20 protein-coding genes and 1 rRNA gene are annotated in these 23,662 nt (G+C 48.6%); 1 reads left to right on the forward strand and 20 read right to left on the reverse strand.

The features are described from left to right. A 16S ribosomal RNA gene (locus tag ACAN55_RS17155) occupies positions 1–71 on the reverse strand; the annotation flags it as partial. A gap of 677 nt (positions 72–748) precedes the next feature. On the opposite strand from ACAN55_RS17155, the gene ACAN55_RS17160 reads away from it, so the two are divergent. Then, positions 749–2,023 (forward strand): molybdopterin-dependent oxidoreductase, encoded by a 1,275-nt coding sequence (locus ACAN55_RS17160; protein WP_379135402.1) that lies wholly within the window; start codon positions 749–751, stop codon positions 2,021–2,023. Positions 2,024–2,077: 54 nt separating this feature from the next. On the opposite strand, the gene ACAN55_RS17165 is transcribed toward ACAN55_RS17160, so the two are convergent. From ACAN55_RS17165 to ACAN55_RS17255, 19 genes are all read right to left on the reverse strand, one after another. Then, entirely contained in the window at positions 2,078–3,067 is a 990-nt protein-coding gene (locus ACAN55_RS17165; RefSeq protein ID WP_379135405.1) for a hypothetical protein, read from the reverse strand. 13 nt (positions 3,068–3,080) lie between these two features. After that, a complete protein-coding gene (locus ACAN55_RS17170) occupies positions 3,081–4,310 on the reverse strand; it encodes an ABC transporter permease (protein ID WP_379135408.1) in 1,230 nt (409 codons plus the stop codon). Beyond that, positions 4,297–5,022, reverse strand: a complete 726-nt coding sequence (locus ACAN55_RS17175) for an ABC transporter ATP-binding protein (protein ID WP_379135412.1) — start codon at positions 5,020–5,022, stop codon at positions 4,297–4,299. Before ACAN55_RS17175 ends, ACAN55_RS17170 begins: the two co-directional genes overlap by 14 nt. Positions 5,023–5,034: 12 nt before the next feature. Continuing rightward, the gene (locus ACAN55_RS17180) at positions 5,035–6,756 is read right to left on the reverse strand and encodes an alkaline phosphatase (protein ID WP_379135415.1); all 1,722 of its coding nucleotides are present in this window, start codon (positions 6,754–6,756) and stop codon (positions 5,035–5,037) included. A 788-nt stretch (positions 6,757–7,544) separates the two neighbouring features. Further along, the gene (gene ligA / locus ACAN55_RS17185; RefSeq protein WP_379135418.1) at positions 7,545–9,557 is read right to left on the reverse strand and encodes an NAD-dependent DNA ligase LigA; all 2,013 of its coding nucleotides are present in this window, start codon (positions 9,555–9,557) and stop codon (positions 7,545–7,547) included. Between the two features lie 81 nt (positions 9,558–9,638). Beyond that, positions 9,639–11,990 (reverse strand): DNA helicase PcrA, encoded by a 2,352-nt coding sequence (gene pcrA, locus ACAN55_RS17190; RefSeq protein ID WP_379135420.1) that lies wholly within the window; start codon positions 11,988–11,990, stop codon positions 9,639–9,641. Positions 11,991–12,029: 39 nt separating this feature from the next. Further along, positions 12,030–12,743 carry a heptaprenylglyceryl phosphate synthase gene (gene pcrB / locus ACAN55_RS17195; RefSeq protein WP_379135423.1) on the reverse strand — a complete coding sequence of 238 codons (714 nt, stop codon included), beginning with the start codon at positions 12,741–12,743 and terminating at the stop codon, positions 12,030–12,032. Positions 12,744–12,899: 156 nt separating this feature from the next. Further along, positions 12,900–13,748, reverse strand: a complete 849-nt coding sequence (locus tag ACAN55_RS17200) for a phosphatidylinositol-specific phospholipase C/glycerophosphodiester phosphodiesterase family protein (protein ID WP_379135426.1) — start codon at positions 13,746–13,748, stop codon at positions 12,900–12,902. Positions 13,749–13,783: 35 nt separating this feature from the next. Continuing rightward, positions 13,784–15,190, reverse strand: a complete 1,407-nt coding sequence (locus tag ACAN55_RS17205) for an undecaprenyl-phosphate glucose phosphotransferase (RefSeq protein WP_379135429.1) — start codon at positions 15,188–15,190, stop codon at positions 13,784–13,786. Then, on the reverse strand, positions 15,187–16,140 hold the full coding sequence (locus tag ACAN55_RS17210) for a glycosyltransferase family 2 protein (protein ID WP_379135432.1): 954 nt from the start codon (positions 16,138–16,140) through the stop codon (positions 15,187–15,189). Before ACAN55_RS17210 ends, ACAN55_RS17205 begins: the two co-directional genes overlap by 4 nt. 120 nt (positions 16,141–16,260) lie before the next feature. Further along, on the reverse strand, positions 16,261–17,217 hold the full coding sequence (locus tag ACAN55_RS17215; RefSeq protein WP_379135435.1) for a glycosyltransferase family 2 protein: 957 nt from the start codon (positions 17,215–17,217) through the stop codon (positions 16,261–16,263). Positions 17,218–17,317: 100 nt separating this feature from the next. Then, positions 17,318–18,175 carry a dTDP-4-dehydrorhamnose reductase gene (gene rfbD / locus ACAN55_RS17220; RefSeq protein WP_379135593.1) on the reverse strand — a complete coding sequence of 286 codons (858 nt, stop codon included), beginning with the start codon at positions 18,173–18,175 and terminating at the stop codon, positions 17,318–17,320. An 8-nt stretch (positions 18,176–18,183) separates the two neighbouring features. Further along, complete coding sequence (gene rfbB, locus ACAN55_RS17225; protein WP_379135438.1) at positions 18,184–19,206, reverse strand: dTDP-glucose 4,6-dehydratase; 1,023 nt, start codon at positions 19,204–19,206, stop codon at positions 18,184–18,186. 38 nt (positions 19,207–19,244) lie between these two features. Next, entirely contained in the window at positions 19,245–19,793 is a 549-nt protein-coding gene (gene rfbC / locus ACAN55_RS17230; RefSeq protein WP_379135440.1) for a dTDP-4-dehydrorhamnose 3,5-epimerase, read from the reverse strand. Positions 19,794–19,814: 21 nt separating this feature from the next. Further along, on the reverse strand, positions 19,815–20,558 hold the full coding sequence (locus tag ACAN55_RS17235) for a sugar phosphate nucleotidyltransferase (RefSeq protein ID WP_379135443.1): 744 nt from the start codon (positions 20,556–20,558) through the stop codon (positions 19,815–19,817). A gap of 22 nt (positions 20,559–20,580) precedes the next feature. Beyond that, positions 20,581–21,591: a glycosyltransferase family 2 protein gene (locus ACAN55_RS17240; RefSeq protein ID WP_379135445.1), complete on the reverse strand. Its 1,011-nt coding sequence runs from the start codon at positions 21,589–21,591 to the stop codon at positions 20,581–20,583. Then, positions 21,588–22,541 (reverse strand): lysylphosphatidylglycerol synthase transmembrane domain-containing protein, encoded by a 954-nt coding sequence (locus tag ACAN55_RS17245; RefSeq protein WP_379135448.1) that lies wholly within the window; start codon positions 22,539–22,541, stop codon positions 21,588–21,590. Before ACAN55_RS17245 ends, ACAN55_RS17240 begins: the two co-directional genes overlap by 4 nt. After that, a complete protein-coding gene (locus ACAN55_RS17250; protein ID WP_379135450.1) occupies positions 22,538–22,951 on the reverse strand; it encodes a DUF2304 domain-containing protein in 414 nt (137 codons plus the stop codon). Before ACAN55_RS17250 ends, ACAN55_RS17245 begins: the two co-directional genes overlap by 4 nt. A 1-nt stretch (position 22,952) precedes the next feature. Then, the gene (locus ACAN55_RS17255; protein ID WP_379135453.1) at positions 22,953–23,654 is read right to left on the reverse strand and encodes a glycosyltransferase family 2 protein; all 702 of its coding nucleotides are present in this window, start codon (positions 23,652–23,654) and stop codon (positions 22,953–22,955) included. Positions 23,655–23,662: the final 8 nt, after the last annotated feature.

Below are 23,662 nucleotides of genomic sequence, written 5' to 3' on the forward strand. Positions count from 1 at the left end.
ATCCGCTCGACTTGCATGTATTAGGCATGCCGCCAGCGTTCGTCCTGAGCCAGGATCAAACTCTCCAAATTGGTATTTAGAAAGAACGATAGCTCATTTTGAAACTGACGATTCATTAAATGAATCAATAAAAATTAACGCGTTCCATTTGTTCAGTTTTCAAAGAACTTGCTCCCGGCAGTTGAGTAATTTATCTCGTGCACAGGAATTATAGGATAACATCTTTACTACTTCGTTGTCAACTTATTATTTCATCACGTCTTTTTCAAAACCGCGATGTCTCATAAGCACAAGAGATAATATAACATGCCATTTCAATCTTGGCAACCCTTTTTATTTCTTTACCGTTATGCTTCACTTGTAGCCAAAATAGGGGCCAGTTATGGGCTGCCATTCTTCTGCGGATTGGAGGCTTCATTCTATTGTCCAGCTTTATGGTCACTGATATCTATACACAGAGGCTGTACCTCGGACATCTAATTGACTGGGCCGGGATTTCAAGCGTGTTCATTCCCTGCGGCTTATTCCTCTGCCGGGGCTGCTGGCACTCCTGCTGCCTAACGATGAAAAACCGGAGTAATGGACTGCGGATTAAAGGGTGAAAATGAAGCTCACTATCCTGTTTTTTAGGGAGAGCGGGCTTTTTTAGGTCTTGCATCCCGGATATTATTCAAAGCAGAAATTTTGATGTACAATTAATTAAAAGTTGAAATAGATGATGCCACTCTGAACGATGGGAGGACTCCCGGTGAAGAAAGGTTTAGCACGATTCCGAAAAGGTTACGGGAAAAAGCTTGTCTCTATCCATAAGTGGAATGCCTGGCTGGTATTGTTTCTGGCGCTTAGCGGTCTGATGCTGCTCGGGGGATTTTGGCGTGAAGTACTTGGTGAAGGCCGGGTATGGTTGAAGTGGAGTCATATTGTATTCGGATTAGTCTTGCTTCTTCCTGTCATCTACTATTTATTGCTTGCGGCAAAGCATTGGAAACAGCTCAAAGGACGCACCTCGCAAAAAGCCAATGTTATTGCTGTTCTGGCACTGCTCATCGGCTGGATTGTATCAGGTATTGTCTTATGGCAATTCAAGATGGCCGGACCACGCGCTGCCAATGCCGCATTGTTTATCCACGACCTTCTTACATGGATAGGATTGCCCATTATCATCTACCACTCGATCACCCGGACGAAATGGCTGAAGGAGCCAAAAAAACGTGTGATCCAAGCTACTGTTGAAGAGCCCGGGGAGGGCTCGGCTATTCCAGTCAAACCGAATGCCAAAACCCCCGCCACTCCACAGCCCGTGTACACACGCCGCAGCTTTATCAAGCTCGCCGTTGGAGCGGGGCTGGCGGTAACACTTGGTCCTACCTTTGGACGTTGGCTGGGACAATCCTTTAGTCTGCCAGGAGTTAATGACGAGGCTGTAAACAACGCAAATACCCTCCTACCTGAACCCATCCCTCTTCCGGAGTCAGCTCCTCCAATTGGCGGCGGTGCAGATGGACATTTCCGCGTATATACAGTGACGGATATCCCCTCCTTTGACAATTCCAACTGGTCTTTTACCGTGGATGGCCTGGTAGACAAGAAGTTCAGCTGGAACTGGGAGCAATTCGTACAGCTGCAACGGGAGGTTCAGGTGAGCGATTTCCACTGTGTGACCGGCTGGTCCGTGTACAAAAATACCTGGGAGGGCATCCCGCTCGCCAAACTTTTGGGGATGGCCGGCGTCCAGAATCAAGCAACAACCGTAAAACTGTACTCGGGCGATGGTGTCTATACGGACTCCCTAACGATTGAACAGGCATTAATGGAAGATATTATGGTAGCCGTAATGCATGACGGCAAACCTATTACCAATCAGCTAGGCGGCCCTGTACGACTTGTAGTCCCGCAAATGTATGCCTACAAATCTGTGAAATGGCTAAACCGGATTGAACTTATCGAAGGCGATCACATTGGTTATTGGGAGGAGCGGGGATACGATATCGATGCGTGGCTTCCGGATGCGAAACGGGTATAAGTCACAAAACAAACTCCCGCATGGATATCAGCATGTGGGAGTTTGTCTGTCTAGCTATTCTATTTCCTTAAAAGATGCGTCATAGAGACGGAACATGGTCTTATAACCGGATTCGTCTATTTTGATGCCAACGTCCAGCCGGCCTGTAATCTGAAGAGGCCCGGACTTGTGCCTCAGCTTCACATCATCAGGGACAAAAACAATCATAATCTTGTTCCAATACGTCTCGTCGCCATTATCAAAAGGGCATTCGGCTCCCGGCTCTGGAATCAGCAGGAACCAGCGTTTCTCGAAGGATAGCACCTCTCCCATAAAGCCTTTAATCGTTACTGTACTCCCATGGAGATCCCAAAAACGTTCTGAAGGCCGGGTCTGATTCTCACCGTCAAAAAAATCCGACCAGCCAATCTCAGTTATCCCCTGCGAATTCGATTTTGGAATGCTTGTTGTTCGAGCGAGCGGAGCCGTTGATTTCTGTTCTTCACCGCTACCCGCCTGATCTCCAACAGCAATTTCTTTAGTACCGGACTGCGTCTGTATTTGAGATACCGGTTTTGCATTGCCGGAATGCGCCTGTGCCTGAGAGACCGGTTTTGCAGTATTGAACTGTGTTTGTGATGTTGTGGTTATGGTGTTCGCGGCAGTCTGCTTTTGAGGTGTAACTGTTGGTGTTGGTGCTGCTTTTATTGACTGCAGTGCAGATGCCTTTTGAACCTTATCTTCCGAACCGGAAGCCGGAGAGCTAGCCGCAGCTTCGTTGTCAGCGTCAGGAGTAATGGATGGAAGACTCGATGCGACTGTTGCCGCTTCACTATTGGTATACGTATTTTGAGCGCCGGAAATCACACCCGTTGCCGGGTCAGTGGCTTGTGGAGAAGCAGTTACGGCTATTGCCTCCTCACCTGGATCAGCAAAATCACTAACCGCAGCAAAGGATTCCCCTCCGTTAGCCTCCTCATTGTTCTGTCCGCATCCCTGCAGAAGTCCAATCACACTTACCATAGCCACTAAGACCAGACCCCGCCTTATTCCCTTTATCTTCAAAAGAGCCGACCTCCTAGGATTTAAAAAGAGCCAACGGGCTAAGCCGATACATTCTAAACGCAGGCCCGATCGAAGACAACAATCCAATGAGCAAGGTTCCTACAGCAATCATCCCGTGATTAGCCGTCAAATGAAACGGTTCAATCTGAATTCCGGCTTGAGCAAACAAGGCATCCTGAAGCAAATAAGCTCCCAAATGTCCCAGCACCAGACCCAGCACCAGACCTGTAGCAGTTATCAAAAGTCCTTCGCTTGTCAATGTCATCCATACATATCCCCTGGATTTTCCCAAGAGACGAAGCAGTCCTACATCTTTGGTTCGTTCACCGGCCGCAGCAATCAGGGACAATAAAATAGAAATGGCTGCAAGTACAACACATAAAGACGTCAGAATTCCAATAAGCCGTGAGCCTTGATCTACTGCATTTACCACATCAGAGACAGCCTTACTGGTATATGTGGCTTGTACTCCATTCGACCCGTCGAGCTCTTTTTTAAGATCATGAGCGCCGAGCAGACTGCCAGGCTTCACCAATACTGCTGTAATTTCTCTATCATCAGCTTCCAGTCCATGAACAGCCCAGGCATAATCTACTGTTGTGAAAATAGCCCGATCATCAGGCGTATTCAGATGGGGCAGTATGCCTACGACCGTATAACGAAAGCTCTCATGACTATGCCCCTCACCCTCATGTGCCTCTTGCTCCTCAGCACCGGCATGTTCATCTTCGAGGTGCCCCTCCTGGACAAGACCGTGCGCTCCATTGAAAACATCACCCACCTTCAAATTCAACATACGGGCAATATATGAGCCAACAATGGCCTCACCAGTCTTCCTAAACAGAGTTCCCTGCTCCAGATGGCGATCTCCATAACGGGTTAAAAAATACTCCGGATCTATGCCTACTATCGGAAATCCGTTGTGATTATCTCCTGTTGTCATTGCATAAGCCTTATCTACACCAGCATCCGCTTTAGCCTGCTCCAGTACCGAAAGCGGAATATTGCCGGTAGGAGCGCCGATATGATAGAACGTATTCAGCACAAGCTGGGTTTCGCTGCCCTCTGCGCCAATGACAAGATCAAATGGGCCATATCCCTTCTCCGCCCCCTGCTCTACACTATCCTGCGCTAGAGATGCCAATACAATAAATGCAACGGTGACTGCGACTGCACAGATCGTGAGCAGAGATAAAAACCGGCGATGCAGCACATTGCGGAGGGTAAGTTTAAAAAGACTCATTCCCTAATCTCCTTCCGCTCGTCCCTGCAACAAATGCACTTCCGTTAACCCCGTAATTACGGTTAATATCCAAAATACTCAGGCATACCGGAAAGCGCCGTGCCATATTCAAATCATGGGTGACAACAATTAGAGTTTGAGATTCACTGGACCGAAGATGGAGTAAAAGGTCAGCAATCTCATCTGCTGTCTCCCAGTCCAAACTGCCAGTAGGTTCATCAGCAAGCAAAAGAGGCGGATCATTAACAAGAGCGCGTACAATTGCTACGCGCTGCTGTTGACCACGGGATAACTGGGAGGGAAGGTGGCTGCTGCGGTCCTGCAGCCCCACCTTCTCCAGCCAATTACCGATGAGCTCATTCTTTTGTTTAGCTGATAAGCGCTTGGTCAGAGCAATTTCAATATTCTGCTGAACCGTCAGCGAAGGAATGAGATGGAAATCCTGCAGCACATATCCGATTTGGCGGGCCCTGAGCTTATCCCGCTCCGCCTCCTTCAGTTGATGCAGTGGAACATCATCCAAAACTATTTCTCCCTTGTCCGGCTGCAAGATTCCGCTGATTAGATGGAGCAGTGTACTTTTACCACTGCCACTGGGGCCGGTAATCGCTACTTTCTCCCCCTTGCCCACATGCCATTCCGCAATATCGAGGATCGGCAGGGAACGCCCATCTATCCGAAATTGTTTCTCCAGACCGCGAATAACCAGCACTAAACTTCACTCCTATCGTAATACAATCCGTTCGGAGAGCGTATCCCATTTCAAGGTTTTACCCGTCAAATCACTGAATGCTGAAAGCGGGAGATACAACTTACCGTTATCAATATCCACCGTGTATGAAGTTGTGCTGCCGTTCAGAGTTGCAGTTTTGGCCGTCAGGTTCACGGTGACAATGTTTTTGCCAATGGTAAGAGTTACTGCTGAAGCATCACCGTTAAAGGTTCCGTCCAGTGCTTTAACCAGAGCATCGGCAGGATAGAGAACCTCGTTCTCCCGGTTGATTTTAAATTTAGGATAGACATATTTGGATTGAAGTTCGGAAGATCTCTTATCCAGGTCAACGCCGATAATGCTTGCCCCAACCTTGGCGATTTGGGTGTTGTCTACCTGGCCCTTGATCTTATCAGCCATCGGTCCGTATGCCCAAATCCCAACATCCACCGCGGAGTGCCCATGACCGGACCAGCCGACTAGCAGGCGTTTGGAGATCACAGCGTTATAAGCTCCTTCGCGTTTGTAAGAAGAACCGTCCCCCGCCATAATCTGCTGAATCTCTGCATCAGTAAGATCAGTAATCCAAGTATTTGCGGTTACGATGCTGCGAATTTCTTCAGGTGTCTTGGCCGCTTCAAGTGAAGCTGCAAGGCTTTCGGAAGAGTGCTTTTGCTTATCCCAAAGATCGATGTTGACTTCGTAAATGTTGTCCCGGGACAGGGAGAGTCCGCCCGTTTCATGATCCGCCGTTACTACAACGGAGGTATTGCCGTCTTTTTTCGCGAATTCAATGGCTGCCTTAAAGGCGGCATCAAAGTCGAGCACCTCTTGCACCATAGTCGGCAGATCGTTGGCATGTCCGGCATGGTCGATCCGTCCGCCCTCGATCATCATCACGAAGCCATCTTTATCTTTTGAGAGAATATCCAGCGCTTTCGTGGTCATTGCTGCAAGGTTCGGGATTTCAGGCGTGCGGTCTGGAACATAAGCTACGTGGGAGTTGCCGAACAAACCGAGTACTTTTGTCGTATTCGCCGGAAGGGAGTTAAGGCTTGTGGTATTCTCTACAACCGTATATCCCTTCGCCTGGAAGTCAGGCAGCAGGTTTTTATCCGTGCGTTTGCCTTTCTCGGCTGTCGTTACAAAAAACTGCTTGCCTCCACCTAAAAGAACGTCAACGCCACTCTCCAGGTATTGCGAAGCGATGGCCGATTCATTATCGCGGTTCCGGACGTGGGAAGCATAAACTGCTGGTGTAGCATGAGTAATTCTGGCCGTGGTTACCAGCCCTGTAGCTTTGCCGGTATTCTCAGCTGCTTCAATAATTGAGGCAAAAGGCTTCGAGACGTCCTCATTGGATACACTGATGCCTGCATTATATGTCTTATGGCCTGTTGCAAAAGCCGTTCCTGCAGATGCGGAGTCGGTTACGATACCAGAAACGATTTTGCCGCCGTCTTCACCGCGATCCGCGTATGTAGTGGCTTGCCCGACATAGTAAGGATCTAAACTAAGATGGCTGATGCCTTTCGTATACTGCTGAAAATAACGTGCGGCGGAGACTTGGGCGGGTCCCATGCCATCGCCAATCAGAACGATAAGATTTTTGGACTGGGCTTTGGCGGGAGCCGGTGTTTTCGTTGTGCTAGTTGCTGCTCCGACGATAGTAGTGCCTGATACCAATGCTACTGCTAATCCACTGACTACCATACTCTTCATGAATTTATTCATTTCGTTCCCCTTCCTGTTATCGAGATCTCATCAAGCTTACCTCTGGAAGATTAACGAATTGTCAAATATAGTAACCTAATAGATTAAATTTTTACTATTTTATCAATTTTGTAAAGGCTCATGCCGTACGGATTAACTTATAACTGAAGACTCATTCAATAAAGCGCCGAGGGGGGTGAAGAAATCAATAGACTGTTCAAGTAACTATTCCAGGATGGAAATATTGAAAAAGTACACAAGCTGCGTGGTAGAGATAATATGAATGTATATGAAAAACAGCAGCCGCCCTGTGATCAGGACAGCTGCTGTTTGTCTTATAAACCTAAGGTTCCTCTGTAAAGGTAATCCTTGGGTTAGGAGGTTTGAAGTTACGACTGGTTCGCTCGAATTTACCTTGAAAAACTGGAGGTAATCTCAAGGGGAGGGCGTGTTTTGAACGTTTACATGGAATAATCGGCGCTAAATTAAGAATTACGCTCAACAAAGTTTATTTTACAGTAGATTAGCGGTACTTTTTCCTGTTAATTTATCTTCGAAATAGGAATCTCGTTATTTAACGGTACTTTTTCCTACTAATACACTTTTACGGTGATAATACGCCCGTGTTGTTAACTGATATGGCCAACAGGTGGGTAACATGCCTGCCGCAATCTGCTGGACCTACCAGGAACCGTTGAACTACTGGGAACTGCTAGCCTACGAGTAACTCCGGGACTGCCGGGTTCTCCATTGGTGCAAGAAAACAGGCTGGTACTTGCGTCTTGTCTTGTGGATTGGAAGGATGGCCTTTAACCGTTCAGAAGCCGCAGCAATTCTTCCTCGTCCTCGATGACTTGAATGCCAAGCTGCTGCGCTTTAGCCAGCTTGCTGCCAGCTTTTTCACCGGCGATCACGAGATCCGTCTTCTTGCTGACGCTGCCGGAAACTTTCGCTCCCAGTGCTTCCAGCCGCGCAGCCGCTTCCTCACGCGAAAGCTGCTGCAGCGTTCCGGTCAGGACGACTGTTTTACCGCTGAAGAAAGAATCCGTACTAACAACACGCGGTGCCTCAGGCGCCTTGGCTTCAACACCGAGTGCCAGCATGCGCTGAATGCTCGTAACTACAAAAGGATCGGAGAAAAAGCCCACGATACTCTCGGCAACAATGCCTCCGACATCTGGCAGACCCGTTAATTCCTCGACGTCCGCTTTCATTACAGCTTCCAGACTGCGGAAATGATCGGCCAGCATCCGGGTAGTCGCTTTTCCGGTATTCGGGATGCCCAGGGCATAAAGGAACGAAGCCAAATCCCGGCCTTTGCTCTGTTCCAGCGCCTGAATGAGATTACTTGCTTTCTTCTCTCCGAAACGTTCCAATGTTACAAGCTGCTCGAAGGTAAGTTCATACAGGTCTGCTGGCTCACGTACGCTCAGTTCCTCATGGAGCTGCCCCGCTGTTTTTTCACTGAAGGTCTCAATATCCATGGCGTCTCTGGAGGCGAAATGAGTAATGCGGCTAATAATTTGCGGCTTACAGTCCAGCTTATTGTTGCAGAACAGGTGCGCGCCACGCATCTCCAGCGGAAATCCGCAGGCCGGACATTGCTCAGGAAAGATAATCTCTCCGCCATCATTCTCTTCTGTTACCTTACCAAGAATTTCCGGAATAACATCGTTCGAACGCCGAATGAAGACGCGAGTGCCCAAGGCAAACTTCAGATTCTTGCGTTCAATATCTCCGACATTGTTCAACGTACAGTTCTGCACCGTCACACCGGCAAGCTCTACTGCCTCAACACGGGCCAGTGGAGTTACTTTGCCGGTCCGGCCTACATTCCAGCTCACGGATTCCAGAATGGTCGTGGTCTCTTCTGCCTCGAATTTGTACGCTACCGCCCACCGCGGGAACTTGTCCGTATAGCCCAGCACTTCACGCGTACGAAAATCCGTGATTTTAATGACTGCTCCGTCGATGAGATAATCCAAGCCGGAACGCTTCTCTACAATCTCAGCAAGCTGCTCGGCCACATCTTCAAAATTGCTGAAGTACGTCAAATAAGGATTTACTTTAAATTGGTTACTGCGCAGGAAGTCCATCATTTCCTGATGATCGGCGAACTGCACCCCTTCCGCATAACCCACATTATAGAAAAATGCGTTCAGCCGGCGCTCGGCCGTCGTCTTAGGATTCAGGTTCCGGAGGGCTCCGGCTGCCCCGTTACGGGCATTCTTCAACGGTTCTGCCGCCCGGGTATTATAATCTGCGAGCACCGACAGATTCATGATGCCTTCGCCTTGTACCTCGATTACGCCTTCTTTAAAAGGAATCGTCAGCGGAACGGATTTAATCGTCTTCACCTGAGCAAGAATTCCTTCCCCCGTTACCCCGTTACCCCGCGTAGCCGCCTGCACAAGCACACCATCGCGGTAAGTCAGGTTAAGGGTTAAGCCATCGAACTTCAGCTCCACGGCATAAGAAGGATCCGGGAGTGGATGATCCGGATTGCGGGTGTTGTAATCATTCACCAGCTTCAGCACTCGGGTATTCCAACTGCGGAGCTGCTCCACATTCTGTGCTTTATCAAGACTCCAGAGCGAGGCCAGGTGGCGGTGAGGGGTGAAGCCTTTCAGCAGTTCCCCTCCAACCCGCTGCGTAGGAGAATCCGGGAGTATAAAGCCGGATTCCGCTTCCAGTGCCACAAGCTTGTCATATAAAGCATCGTATTCCTTATCGCTGATCTTGGGCGCATCCAGGGTGTAATAGTGATAGTTAAGTTGATTCAGTTCCGCCACAAGCTCTTCCATCGTATGCATCAGATCCATGCGGGAATATTCCTCCGTCCATATATTTCGTATGGTCTAGCGTGATCCAAAAGTAAACATCTTACTCCTGCTGAAGACGCCTTATTCCACTTTAGAGATCGGCGCAAATCCGGCGAGCAGCCGCTTGATGCCTACCGGCGCCGGGAAAGCGATCTGCAGCTCGGTATCATTGCCGCTGCCTTTAACGGAGACTATGGTGCCCACACCCCATTTACCATGGGATACTTTGTCGCCCGACTTGAAGCCGCCGGATTCTCCAGCCGCTGCTCCGGACGCACGCTGCGCTCCGGTGCCGGAGGTGACCACTACGCGGTTGTTGCCTGCTGCGAGCGGGCTTGCCTTGGCGGTGCTGCCGCCAAGCGATGATGCTGCAGCGGATGCCGATGAACCTCCGCCGCCGAAGTTGCCACGCCCTCCGCCGCCGAAGCCACGTCCGCCATAAGCCCCCCCTACATCCGTACCGCCCCGCCGGAATCGGTCAGAGGTCATCACGGTGTCTTCCTTCAATTCTTCCGGAATCTCTTCCAGGAAGCGGGACGGCGGATTCGCCGTTGTCCGTCCGAACAGAGTACGCATGCGCGCGCAGGAGAGGAACAGCTGCTTCTCTGCGCGGGTAATTCCCACGTATGCCAACCGGCGTTCTTCCTCCAGCTCCGCATTATCCTGGAAAGCACGGCTGTGCGGGAATACGCCTTCTTCCATACCTACGATAAAGACGGTCGGGAATTCCAGACCCTTGGCACTGTGCATGGTCATGAGCACTACTGCGTCACTGCGTTCTTCATCGTCGTTCACACTGTCAATGTCGGCGATAAGTGCAAGATCAGTGAGGAAGGAAACCAGAGATTTATCTTCATTATTCTTCTCGAACTCCATAGTCACTGACAGGAACTCATCGATATTCTCCAGCCGGGCACGTGATTCAAGTGTGTTCTCCGTCTGCAGCTCGATCCGGTATTGGGACAATTCTAATATCTTCTCTGTCAATTCAGTAACGGAGAGGAATTCCACCATCCGGTGCAGCGCCTCGATCATATCGTAGAACTCTACGAGCGCATTCCGGGTCTTACCGGCAAAGCCCAAATCGTCCACGGTCTCCAGAACCCGGAAGATGGAGACTCCGCGTTCCGCTGCTGCAGCAGCCAGCTTGCCCACCGTTGTATCGCCCAGTCCACGCTTGGGAACATTGATAATGCGCGTCAGGCTGATATCATCATCCGGATTGGACAGAAGGCGAAGGTAAGCCAACAGATCCTTAATTTCTTTGCGGTCGTAGAACTTGATCCCGCCCACAATCTGATAAGGGATGTCGGATTTAATCAGAATTTCCTCGATCACCCGGGACTGGGCATTGGTCCGGTAGAGAATGGCATGACTCTGGTAGTTCTTGCCGAGCTTCACATTCTTGCTGATCTCCCCGGTTACGAAATACCCTTCATCATGTTCGGAGTCCGCACGGTACACTTTGATCTTCGGACCGTCTTCGGAGTCCGTCCACAGCTTCTTAGGTCTGCGGCCCGTGTTCAGCGCAATTACGCCGTTTGCTGCATTTAGAATATTTGAAGTGGAACGGTAATTCTGTTCCAGCAGGATGACTTCGGCTTCCGGGTAATCCTCTTCAAAGTTCAGAATGTTGGAGATGTCCGCTCCGCGCCAGCGATAGATTGACTGGTCACTATCACCGACTACACAGATGCGATGATGGCCGTCCGCCAGCATTTTACACAGCATATACTGCGCACGGTTCGTATCCTGGTACTCATCCACATGAATGTATTTAAATTTCTTCTGGTAGAAATCCAGTACTTCCGGAACATCCTTGAACAGCTGGATGGTCAGCATAATCAGATCGTCAAAATCAAGAGAGTTGTTGCTCTTCAGACGTTTCTGGTATTTCTTATAGACCTTGGCTACGAGTCCCTCCAAATAATCGCCGATCTTCATTTCATATTGCTCAGGAGTAACCAGTTCATTCTTCGCCGTGCTGATCATAGCCTGAACAGCTTTCGGTTCAAACTTCTTCGTATCAATATTCAGATCCTTCATGCAGTTACGGATAACGGAGAGCTGATCACTGGAATCCAGAATAGAGAAATTAGATGTAAAACCGATACGCTCAATGTCCTTACGCAGGATGCGCACACACATCGAGTGAAAGGTCGATACCCAAATGTCCCGGCCCTCAGGTCCGACCAGACGGGAGACACGTTCCTGCATTTCCCGGGCAGCCTTATTCGTAAAAGTAATTGCGAGTATCGCCCACGGTGGAGCTTTGCGGCTGGCAATCAGCCAAGCGATACGGTGCGTAAGCACACGGGTCTTCCCGCTCCCCGCTCCGGCCATAATAAGCAGCGGATTCTCGGTGGATTCCACCGCCTGCCGCTGGGGAGGATTGAGCCGGCTTACGGCTTCTTGTATGTTAACAAGTTGCATGTTGAACATGCTCCTTTCCAAATAGAAGTGAATGTAAAACTAAGACCAGGGCTCCGTCTTCTTGACAGCCTGAACCGTAAGCAGTGCCTGCTGAATATCACGATATATAATATTGCCCACAACAACAGTGTCACATAAGGCTGCAGCCTGTTCTGCCTCAGCTTCAGTGGTAATGCCGCCTCCATAAAAAAGCTGTGCATGCTCCACAGACTCCCGTACGCTCCGCACTGTCTCCATATCTCCAAATCTGCCGCTGTATTCCAGATAAACGATGGGCAGAGACATTAGCTTATCCGCAATTTGGGCATAGGCTTCCGCTTCTTCGGCGGTAAGAGCAGTCTCCGCTCCGGTGAGCCGTGCCACAGAGGAATCCTCATTAAGCACGATATAACCTTCCGTCAGCAGCAGCTCCCACGGGATAAAACTGCCGTACCGCTCAATCGCCCGGCGGTGATGGCCTACAATCCAGGAGGGGTCCGGGGTATTCAGCACCATAGGTATCATATAGAGGTCAAAGCCGGGAACGGCCGCTTCCAGATCCGACACTTCCAGCGCACAAGGCAGGCCAAAATGGCGCACACGGGACAGAAGGTCCACCGTATTCTCGTAGGTTACCCCTGTAGAGCCGCCAATCAGGATGGCATCACTGCCTGATAAGCAGACAGACTCCAGTGCCTCATCGCTAATGGACCGGTCCGGGTCCAGCTTGAACACATGCCGCCACGGCTTTATCTTTGACTGAATTGATTTCATCTAGTTCATCCTTATTATTCATTTGAACACATCAAAACGCTCTTGCCGGGGCAAAAGTTATAAATCTAGTCTATGTCAGGAGGGGTAGCCTGTCAATTTACTACAACAAAAAAATGCGAACATTTCTTCGCATTTTTTTCACAAGATATGTATAGACTACATTTCACTTTCCGAGATGAAATCTGTGTAGAAGCCGTCGACTCCCATACGGGAGAGCTTGCGTATTTCTTCCTGGTCATTGAGTGTGTGGACGTAGACATTCGATCCGGCATGCTTCAAAGCTTTGACGAATTTGCTTGTCGCCCGGTTAACGGGCATCGTAATATCAACACCGCGCTCCTTCGCAAAGCTAATCACCTGATCATCACTGTCCTGCGATTCGTATAACGTATAGATGATATGAGGGAAAGCATAAATATCATTCAGCTCATCAAGCATGGGACGATTGTAGATTTGCGGAACGATCCGCGTTAGCAGAGCAGGATCACGGCGTCTTGCCGCATCTGTCAGCATCTGAAATTCCTGCATCATCAGGCCGGAGTCAAACTCCTTGGTATCTGTCACGATGTATATATCGGGATAATGCTGCATCAGATCCAGAATCTTCTCAAAATCCAGCGGAGTATACAGATCAAGAATAGGCGTCTTCATAAACTGATCATAATCCAGTACTGTTCCCTGCTTGTCGACAGGCAGCACCTCCAGTTGACCAAGCAGCTCACTCATATAGGTTGTCCATTCATGCCGGGCCACAAGCTTGCCATCCGCCGTCAACAGAAGATCGGTCTCAAAAATCCGTGTGCCCTGTTCATAATTAGCGACAAAGGCCTCAAACGAATTCGTATAGGTGTGGCCGTTAATACCACCCATGGCGTGAGCCACGATGCGGTAATCATCAAATTCGGTACCGGAATCCTTCTCCTCCCAGGGTGCAAGCGTGATAACCACCAGCAGCCCGAAGGAGAGGAGCATAATAACAGATGCGAGGATCTTTTTATTGTTCATCATTTAGAATTCCTTTGCAGATCAGCAAGACTGATTTAGTAGGCGTTCTTATTGATAAATCCGTTATGAATCGTTTTGACGATAATCCGTATATCAAACAGCAGCGACCAATTCTCAATATAAAAAATATCATGTTTAATCCGGTCTTCGATCGAGGTGTCCCCGCGGAGGCCGTTACTCTGCGCCCAGCCCGTAATCCCGGGCCGCACATGATGTTTAACCATGTATTTCGGAATTTCGCCGCGGAACTGCTCCACATAAAAAGGACGTTCCGGTCGCGGGCCTACCACGCTCATATGTCCCATAAGCACATTAAAAAACTGCGGCAGCTCATCCAGGCTGGTCCGGCGGATAAAAGTTCCGAACCGGGTCCGGCGGGGATCCTCCGGGGTACTCCATCCCGTATCCTCTTCACCATCCTGCTGAAGCCGCATGGAACGGAACTTGTACATCATGAAGTTGCGGCGGTTCAGGCCGACTCTCTCCTGCTTAAAGATCACCGGTCCCCGGGAGGTAATCCGGACACCCATGGCAACAATAATCATAATCGGCAGCGTGACGATGATGGCGAAGAGTGAGAAGAGAATATCGAAGATTCTTTTGGACAAGCGGTTGCCTGTCATATCTAAAGGAATATCACGGACATTAATCATCGGCATGCCGGCAAAGTTATCGAAATAAGGACGGGCCGGCAGATAGTCGAAGAAATCCGGAATAATCAACGTCCGTACACCCGCGCTCTCACAAGCGGCAATAATCGCCGGATATTTGAAATGGGCATCCAGCGGCAGCGCCAGAATAACCTCGTCGATAGGCATACTCTCCAGCTTCTCAGACAGCTCGTCCACCGTTCCAAGGATCGGTTTGTACTTCCGCTCCTCAATCCCGTCCCATCTCTGGTAATCATCCAGGAAGCCGACGGCTTCATACCCGAGTTCAGGGTACAGTTCCAGATTGTTGTAGAATCTTTTACCCAGCGTACCCGCACCGAGAATCAGCACAAACTGCCGGTTGTACCCTTTTTCACGAAACGATATAAGAATCTTCTTCAGCACGAAACGGTACAGCATTGTTAAGAACAGGTTGAAGGTCATATAAATCGCAAGATACATCCGCGAAATATCCAGTTCCTTCACAAAAAACATCAGGCCCAGAACTACAAAAATACTGAAGATGTGGACCTGAAAAATTTTGAGGGATTCATCGGCAAACCGCTTTTTGCGTTTCGGCAGGTAGAGAGACACTACAACCCCTGTCAGAACAGCGACCATCCCGTAAATCAAACTCCAGTAAGCATAGGACTCTACCGGAAGCGGGTTGATATAGGGAATCCAGCCGCTTCTGAATTTAAGCCACCACGCGATCAAAAAGGAGAGCTGGATCACGGCAAAGTCTGCAACCATATAAAGTTGTGTCAGAAACCGCTGATTCCGGCGGATCATAATTTCACCTCTTCACTCGTTTGGGACTTCAGGGTAGCATCGGATGCCGCCGACAGACTCTGTGCTGGAAGAACTGCCGGCTTCGGAGCGACCAAGGCATTCTTAAGCAGCGCTGCTGCGAATTTCATGGCAATTCCCGCGTATACCGCACTGTTCACCAAAATATTGTAACGTTTGCTGTAGTGCTTACGGTGGAATAATACCATGGCCCGGTGAAACTCATAGACAATCTTAAACGGTCTCCGCCGGGCGCTGCCGCCCTTTAAATGCACAATACTTGTTCTCGGATAATAATAAATACCCCAACCGGCTTCTTTAATCCGGTAACACCAGTCCAAATCCTCACCGTACATAAAAAAATTCTCATCCAGCCCGCCCACCTCAGCAACCGTCTCCCGTCTGACCAGCATAAACGCGCCAACCAGACTGTCTACCGGGTATTCAGCATCCGGGTCAAGATATCCGAGCTGATAGCCGTTAAAGCGGGGCCGGTCCGGGAACATTGCACTAAAGCCGAAGGCATAATAAAACGAAGCTGAGGGAGTAGGAAATCCTCTCCGGCAGGCCTTATCGAGCGAACCATCCGGCAGGATCAGCTTGCATCCTGAAGCACCCAAGTCGGGCCTGCGGTCCATTAAGGAAATCATCGTCTCCAGCGTGTCTGTTCGTACAACGGTATCTGAGTTCAGCAGCAAGATATATCTTCCCTGTGCTGCCGCCATCCCCTGATTATTAGCCCGGGCAAAGCCGGTGTTCTCCTGATTAGCTATGAGCGTAATATCCGGAAACTCAGTTCGAATCGTCTCTACGGAATGATCCCGGGAGTTATTATCTATTAATATAATTTCATAGGAATATTTCGTTTCTGAAGCATACACCGACCTTAGACAGTCCGTCGTCAGGCGGCAGGTGTTGTAATTAACTATGATGATGCTGACATCGGCATTCACACAGGCGCACTCCTGACATTTATAGTAATCTATCGACAATAATTATAGCACAAAACCTTCCCAAGAAGACCGTGACCGGCAGGAAGGTTTTGTAAGATATACATATAGACTGACACTACCTCATCCGTTGTTCAGCTTGTTAATCCTGCTCTGAATCAGCTTCCGCTTTCTGCTTAAAACGGAAAGTTGAGAGAAGAACAACCACCATGCTTTTATCAGACCCGGTTCTCTAAGCAGCATGTAGCCAAATGCTGCCGTTTCATAGGGAAGCGACAAGAGGAGTGTCTTCATCAGACTCCGTGCCGGCTCGTTTTTATAGATCATTTTATAACGGTTAATATAAGAAATTCTACGGATAAACATCGCCTTGCCGCTCCGTCCGGACGGTTTCCATCCGCGTTCATGATACCCTAGCGCATCGGCATCGAAATACCCGTGCCAGCCCATGAGCTCCGCTCTCCAGGCCACATCGACATCTTCCTTGTATGCAAAAAAATCAGCGTCGAAAAACTCCCCTTCCACACTGATATCCTCAATCATCCGCCGTGAATACATCGCTGCAGCGCCGGATACGCCGAATACTCTACCCGATTTAGTCCAGTCACTTGCAAGCTGGCCCGCCCCACGGTCAAACGCCCTGCGGGCTTTGTTCATCGTCAGCCCTGTGCTGTCCACAATTTCCGGTTGTGCCTTCAGCACCAGCTTGCCTGTGCCACTTCCGATTTCCGTATCTTCTTCCAAACGCCGGACCAGCCTTGAAACATAGTCAGGGGCAAGGGTCACATCGGGATTGAGTACCAGTACATAATCGCACGGATTGCAGGCTATAGCCTGGTTATGTGCGGGGGCGAAACCCGTATTAACTGAATTCTCGATAAGCAGGAGACGGCTTGTCTCCTCACCGGCGAACCAGCCGCTACATTCTCTGGCTCTGGCTACCGATTGATCGGAAGATGCATTATCGATCACAATAACCTGAGCAATGTGATAATCCTGGGCTGCTACCGCCCGCAGACAATCCGTAATATCATCTTCACTGTTGTAGGTAACAATATTTACGCTAACGGTTTTGTTCATGTCATCTTCCCCGAACTTCTCTATATTTCTCTCTATTATAACGAAAACTCCCGGACCGTATGACACGATTCGGGAGTTTCCATAAATTAATGTTTTATCCTTACAGCTCCCGCAGAAAATCCCGTAATCCTTCACGCCAGTGACGCAGATCCTGGAGGCCGTTCGTGCGGATGGCCATGTGCTCCAGCACTGAATTAGCCGGACGCGGCGCTGGACGCGGGAACTGCGAGGTATCGCATGGCTCCAGACGTGCAGACATACTGAGATGAAGAATATCCTGCGCTTCGGCAAAAATAGCTTCCGTAAATTCATACCACGTGCAGACCCCCGTGTTAGAGGCATGGTAAATACCGTATTTCTCAGTCTGCACCAGCTCCAGCAAAAACTCAGCCAAATCGGCGGTATACGTCGGTGAACCCTTCTGATCGTTGACTACCTGCAGCAGCGGCTTCTCCTGACCAAGTTTCAGCATCGTTTTGACAAAGTTATTTCCGTATTTACCGTAAACCCAGGACGTCCGGACAATAAACCAGCGGGAACACAGGCTCTGCGCCAGAATCTCCCCGGCACGCTTGGACTTTCCATAAATGCTCTGAGGGTCCGCATTATCATATTCATGATAGGGAAGAGAACCTTGCCCGTTAAAGACATAATCTGTGCTGATATAGATCAGCTTGGCCCCAGCCTTCTCTGCGGCAAGCGCTACATTCCGGGTTCCCATGGCATTGATGGCATATGCGCTGTCGATGTCAGTCTCAGCAGCATCCACTGCCGTATGAGCCGCGCAATGGATAACTGCATCCGGCACAAAAGCGCCTATGACCTCTGCACACTGCTCCAGATTGGTAATATCCATCTCCTGACGGTCACAGCCCAATACCTGATGACCTTCCCGCTGAAGAAGCAGTATTAATTCCTGTCCAAGCTGACCGGCTGATCCCGTAACAAGCACCTTCATCCCGGCCATTACAGGGCCTCTCCCAAACGGCTGCCGTACTGCAGCTCCGCATACTTCATGTATTCTCCCGACTGGATCCGGGTCCACCATTCCTTATTGTCCAGATACCACTGAATAGTTTCCTTGATGCCTGTCTCAAAGGTATGCTTCGGTTCCCAGCCCAGCTCATTCATAATCTTAGCCGGATCAATGCCATAACGGCGGTCATGGCCCGGACGATCCTGAACGTAAGAGATCAGTGAATCCGGCTTGCCCAGCTCCTGCAGAACCGTATTGACAATATGCAGGTTGGTGCGCTCATTATTGCCACCGATATTGTACACTTCGCCAACCACACCTTTATGGATGACGAGGTCAATTGCACTGCAGTGATCCTCCACGTAGAGCCAGTCCCGGATGTTCAACCCGTCCCCATATACCGGCAGTGCCCCATCGGCTAATGCACGTGAAATCATCAGCGGGATGAGCTTCTCCGGGAACTGGTAAGGACCGTAATTATTCGAACAGCGGGTGATATTCACCGGAAGCCCAAAGGTCTCATGATACGCGCGTACCAACAGATCCCCTCCTGCCTTACTGGCAGAGTATGGACTGTTGGGAGACAACGGGGTTTCCTCGGTAAATAGACCCGTGTCGCCTAGTGATCCGTATACTTCATCCGTAGAGACCTGTACAAACTTGGTGACACTATATTTTTTAGCAGCATCCAATAAGACCTGTGTTCCAAGTACATTGGTCTTCACAAATATGCCCGGGTCAAGAATGCTCCGGTCCACATGGGACTCCGCCGCGAAATTCACTACGATATCTATCCCCTGTGCCATTAGAGAATCCATTGCCGCTGCATCGGTAATATCGGCTTTGACAAAGGTATGTTTCGGGTGGCCTTCCGCCGACTTAAGGTTTTCCAGGTTGCCCGCATAGGTCAGGGCATCTACATTGACAATTTCATAATCCGGATGCTTCTTTAGCATGTACAATACAAAGTTGCTTCCAATAAATCCGGCTCCTCCGGTGACAAGCAGTTTCATCAGGGGACCTCCTGTTCACATGATTATATAGGAATATTCTAGTCAAAATTCAATTCGGCATCTTTCAGCAGAGGGTGGCGCTTGTCTTTGTCGGACAAAATAGGACTTGAAACCGGCCAATCCACACCAAGCTCCGGATCATTCCATAATATGCCGCGGTCATGCTCGGGGGAATAATATTCGTCTACCTTATACATAACCAGTGTATTCGGCACAAGCGTACAAAAGCCGTGAGCAAAACCTTGCGGCACAAGCAGCTGGCGCTTGTTATGTTCACTCAGGATTACCCCGACCCATTCACCAAATGTAGGAGAACCGCGCCGGATATCGACAATAACGTCGTAAATAGCACCGGCCAGTACACGGATCAGCTTCGTTTGGGATTTGGGATTCAGTTGGTAATGGAGACCGCGAAGGACTCCTGCCTCTGCAGAAAGGGATTGGTTATCCTGAATAAAACGTTCTGTAATTCCCAGCTTATGAAGTACATCCTCATTGTAGCTTTCCATAAAATAACCGCGTGCGTCCCCATGAACGACCGGTTCGAGGAGCTTGGCACCTTCAAGCTTTAACGGAATACCTTTCATCTCCAGCTTCCTTTCCAGACTTTATATTTTCAAGGTTCCGAATTCGTTGCCGAATACCAGACCTTGCGCCAACTCATTTGCCCGTGCAAGTGAAGGATGCGTTCCCGCATCGGTCCACCAGCCTTGTAAAATATCAAAGCTCAAAGCCGCTCTTGTAATATATGCATTATTTACGTCAGTGATCTCCAATTCGCCCCGTGCCGACGGCTTTAATGTTTTAACGATGTTGAATACTTCGCTGTCGAACATATAAATACCCGTTACCGCATAATTGGATTTAGGGTTCGCCGGTTTCTCCTCAATGGAGAGAATTCGGTCTCCCTGAAGCTCAGGGACTCCAAAGCGAGCCGGATCGGCAACTTCCTGGATCAATATTTTAGCTCCAGACCCTTGTTCAATGAAATTCTGTACATAAGGTGTGATATCATCCTCAAATACATTATCCCCGAGGATAACCACCATTTGATCGTTCCCTACGAAATGCTCAGCCAAATCCAGTGCCTGCGCGATGCCGCCTGCCTCGTCCTGAACCTTGTACGTGAATGTAACACCCATCTGGCTTCCGCTGCCGAGCAGATTGACTACATCCCCCATATGCTCCTTGCCGGTTACGATCAGAATATCAATGATACCCGCCTGCTTCAGCTTATAGACGGAATGAAAAATCATCGGATACTTGCCGACTGGAAGGAGATGCTTGTTCGTTACTTTGGTTAGAGGATAGAGACGGGAGCCTGTACCTCCAGCTAGTATGATTCCTTTCATCGTTTAACCTCCAGTTTAGGGTTCAGGAATTGAATAAGCTCTTTAAAGATATATGATGCTGCTTCATCCAGCCCTTGATTTGTTTATTTGTAACTTTCTTAGTCCGGTAGATTCTCTTTCTCTTCCCAAGCATTACAAAGACCGACTTCCACGCATCCCGGTGTGCCCTAAGCAAAGTGAAAGCCAGTTCTTTCTTAGGAGTGTTGCTCATCAGCTCGCTTGTTGCACTCTGCTGCCTAAACATATTGATAACTTGATAGAAATAAAGGGATACCGTATATACCGGATTCATAAACACAATAGACGGAGGGAAATTCTTCAGGACCACCCAAAAGTGATTCCGCTCGATCAAATATGTCTTGAACATCGAATACTTGCCTGCTGTTGCCGAGTATCTATGATAAACAACCGCCTGGCTCACATACATGCATTTCCATCCGGCAATCTGCAGCCGCAATCCGAGATCCGTATCCTCACAGTAACAGAAGAAATCCTCGTCGAATAATCCCGTCTCTTCCAGTGCCTGTCTTCTATAAAGAGCTGCGCAGCCGCTAGGAATTAGAATTTCTTCAGGGCTGGCGTACAATTCGCTTCTCTCGTTCCGTCCCCTGCCCCGGGACATTCCGCTGGCATGAAGCACAAGCCCCGCCGAATCCAGCAGGTCCTGTTCATAATAAGACAAGATCCGGCAGCCGCAGCTTCCAAAGTCAGGGTGATCATCGAGTACCCGCGCCATCGTCTCTAGCCAGTCAGGCTCTGCTGTCGCATCATTATTCAGCAGCGCTATGTACTCTCCCTTGGCCTTCTCAATTGCAAGATTATTACCTTTGGCGAAACCATGATTTTCCTCAGCTTTAATCAAATGTACAAAGGGGTACTTCTGAATTAATTCGATGGAATTGTCTTTTGAATCATTATCGAGGATGACAATCTCCCAATGGGTGTATGTTTGAGCCACGACGGATTCAATACATTCTTCAATATAGTCTGCACCGTTATAATTCACGATAATGACTGAAATTAACTTATTCATTCTTCACCCGCTTTTGAAGTCAGTTTTCGATTCCTGATGATCGTTATGCTATAGGGAAGCAGTGGAAGAGCATAAAGTATCAGAATGAAATAAGTGAACAATTTGCTGGCCAAAATAGGCGTCAGCACATTAATAGTAGTAAATCCCCACAGGTGTAATATAGCAATCATTGAAATCTCCGTGCTCCCCTGGCCCCCCGGTATCATGCTAATGACACCGATGATCATGCCAAACGAATGCACAATAATAACCTGCGGCAGGGAGATGCCGATATTAAACGCATGAAAAATAAAATACAAATAACTATACTCCAATATCATCGTGAATAGCGACACTACAACAATAGTAAGTCCCAAAACCGGCTGTTTGAAGGGGATCAGCAGGCTTTGCTTAATATTATTCACAATCGACGCCAGTTTCGGTCCCATAAACCGCTTCAACAGGAAAAGAACGATAATAAGCACAAGAACGGCTGCAATATACCAGTATTGACGACCGGAGCCTTCATTTCCGTTAAAGAGTCCTGAGAAATAGGTCAGCAGATCCTTGGAGAAGAACAGAATCGATACCGCCGAATATAACAACACGCATAATAATTCAATGATTTTATCTAAGAATAAAAGTGGAAGCACCTTAGAGATATCAACGGCATGCTTCAGCTTCAAATATGCAGAAATCAGAATTTCGCCTGCCCGGCCTGGAATAAATGCACCCATCAATTGGCTGGAAGCCGTTAACGTTACCGTGTCCTTATATTTGGCAGGTGTATATACATTGATCATCTTATTCATTTTAAATGACCGCAGGCCCAGAACCATAGAATAGACCAGGAGAGCGATAATGAAATAGGAATAATTGATATTCGAATAAAATTTATGGACAATCCACAAACCAGACAATACTGCACCTATGCTAATCAATACAATGTATAACGATTTTCTTGTATTCAACGCTCATCATTCTTCTCTCCGCAGGGTATGGATTCACCGGATGAGGATGCTTGTGATTCTTTGATACCCAGTTGTTTTTTTAACAGTCCGATCTCCTGGCTCATTTGCCTTACCTTCGAGGACAGGCTGGAAATCGATAAGCTGAGGCTAAAAATTATAATCAGGCTGATTAGAATCCCCAATAGAAACACAAAGTTCACCGGCTGCTGAAAACCAAATAAATGGGTGAAAAAATAAGCTATATTCGGCGCAACAGAAAGCACCAGCATAATGAGAACTAGAAAAATCCACAAAATAGCATACTTCAGCTGAAGCTCATATTTCTTGATCATATTAAGCAGCAGCAAAAGGAATACAATGGATATAATAAACAGAAACAATTGCAGCTTTAGCGGGAACATCTGAACCATCCTAACTCACCTGTTGTCTTCTGGTGAAATCGATTATGATCGCGAGCGTCACCTTAACCATATAATATAGAGATCTAAAGGCTTTAATCGACGAAACCCCGCCGCCCCGTTCTCTCATGCGCACCGGGATCTCTTGGATGTTATAACCGTTTCTGCTGAGAGCCATAATGGATTCAGGTTCCGGATAATCCGTCGGATAGTGCCTGGAGAAGTAGTCGATAATTCGTTTATTGCAAGCTCTGAAACCCGATGTCGGATCGCTCACTTTCTGCCGGGTCAGCAGCCGCAGCAAGCCAGTGAAGTATACAATCCCCATTCTCCTTGTAAAAGAGGACTGAAAGCCCTCCTTGTTGATAAACCTCGAGCCGATCACAAAATCAGCCCTGCCTTCTATAATAGGTGCTATTAAATCCTTTATATATTTAGGGTCATGCTGACCATCCCCATCGATTTGAATGGCGATATCGTAATTGAATTGCCTCGCATAAATATAACCGGTCTGAACGGCTCCACCGATCCCCAAATTACACGGAAGATTAATAACATTGGCGTTGGCGCGTTCACACAAGGCAGAAGTGGAATCTGTCGAATGATCGTTAATAATGACAATGTCCAGCAGGTCGGAATAATGGGATAACTCCTGAATCAGGGCTTCAATGTTATCCTGTTCATTGTAGCAGGGAACAATTCCGAGAATTTTCACAGTTCACA

The sequence above is a fragment of the Paenibacillus oryziterrae genome, from assembly GCF_042610485.1.
In the GTDB taxonomy this organism is placed as follows: domain Bacteria; phylum Bacillota; class Bacilli; order Paenibacillales; family Paenibacillaceae; genus Paenibacillus_AQ.

Coding starts and splice junctions, on each gene's coding strand:
- ACAN55_RS17205 (WP_379135429.1), bottom strand. CDS start 15,190: ATGATCCGCCGGAATCAGCGGTTTCTGACACAACTTTATATGGTTGCA.
- pcrB (WP_379135423.1), bottom strand. CDS start 12,743: ATGAAATCAATTCAGTCAAAGATAAAGCCGTGGCGGCATGTGTTCAAG.
- ACAN55_RS17200 (WP_379135426.1), bottom strand. CDS start 13,748: ATGAACAATAAAAAGATCCTCGCATCTGTTATTATGCTCCTCTCCTTC.
- pcrA (WP_379135420.1), bottom strand. CDS start 11,990: ATGCAACTTGTTAACATACAAGAAGCCGTAAGCCGGCTCAATCCTCCC.
- ACAN55_RS17235 (WP_379135443.1), bottom strand. CDS start 20,558: ATGAAAGGAATCATACTAGCTGGAGGTACAGGCTCCCGTCTCTATCCT.
- ACAN55_RS17250 (WP_379135450.1), bottom strand. CDS start 22,951: ATGGTTCAGATGTTCCCGCTAAAGCTGCAATTGTTTCTGTTTATTATA.
- rfbB (WP_379135438.1), bottom strand. CDS start 19,206: ATGAAACTGCTTGTCACCGGAGGAGCCGGATTTATTGGAAGCAACTTT.
- ACAN55_RS17215 (WP_379135435.1), bottom strand. CDS start 17,217: ATGAACAAAACCGTTAGCGTAAATATTGTTACCTACAACAGTGAAGAT.
- ACAN55_RS17240 (WP_379135445.1), bottom strand. CDS start 21,591: ATGAATAAGTTAATTTCAGTCATTATCGTGAATTATAACGGTGCAGAC.
- ligA (WP_379135418.1), bottom strand. CDS start 9,557: ATGGATCTGATGCATACGATGGAAGAGCTTGTGGCGGAACTGAATCAA.
- rfbD (WP_379135593.1), bottom strand. CDS start 18,175: ATGAAGGTGCTTGTTACGGGATCAGCCGGTCAGCTTGGACAGGAATTA.
- ACAN55_RS17180 (WP_379135415.1), bottom strand. CDS start 6,756: ATGAATAAATTCATGAAGAGTATGGTAGTCAGTGGATTAGCAGTAGCA.
- ACAN55_RS17170 (WP_379135408.1), bottom strand. CDS start 4,310: ATGAGTCTTTTTAAACTTACCCTCCGCAATGTGCTGCATCGCCGGTTT.
- rfbC (WP_379135440.1), bottom strand. CDS start 19,793: ATGAAAGGTATTCCGTTAAAGCTTGAAGGTGCCAAGCTCCTCGAACCG.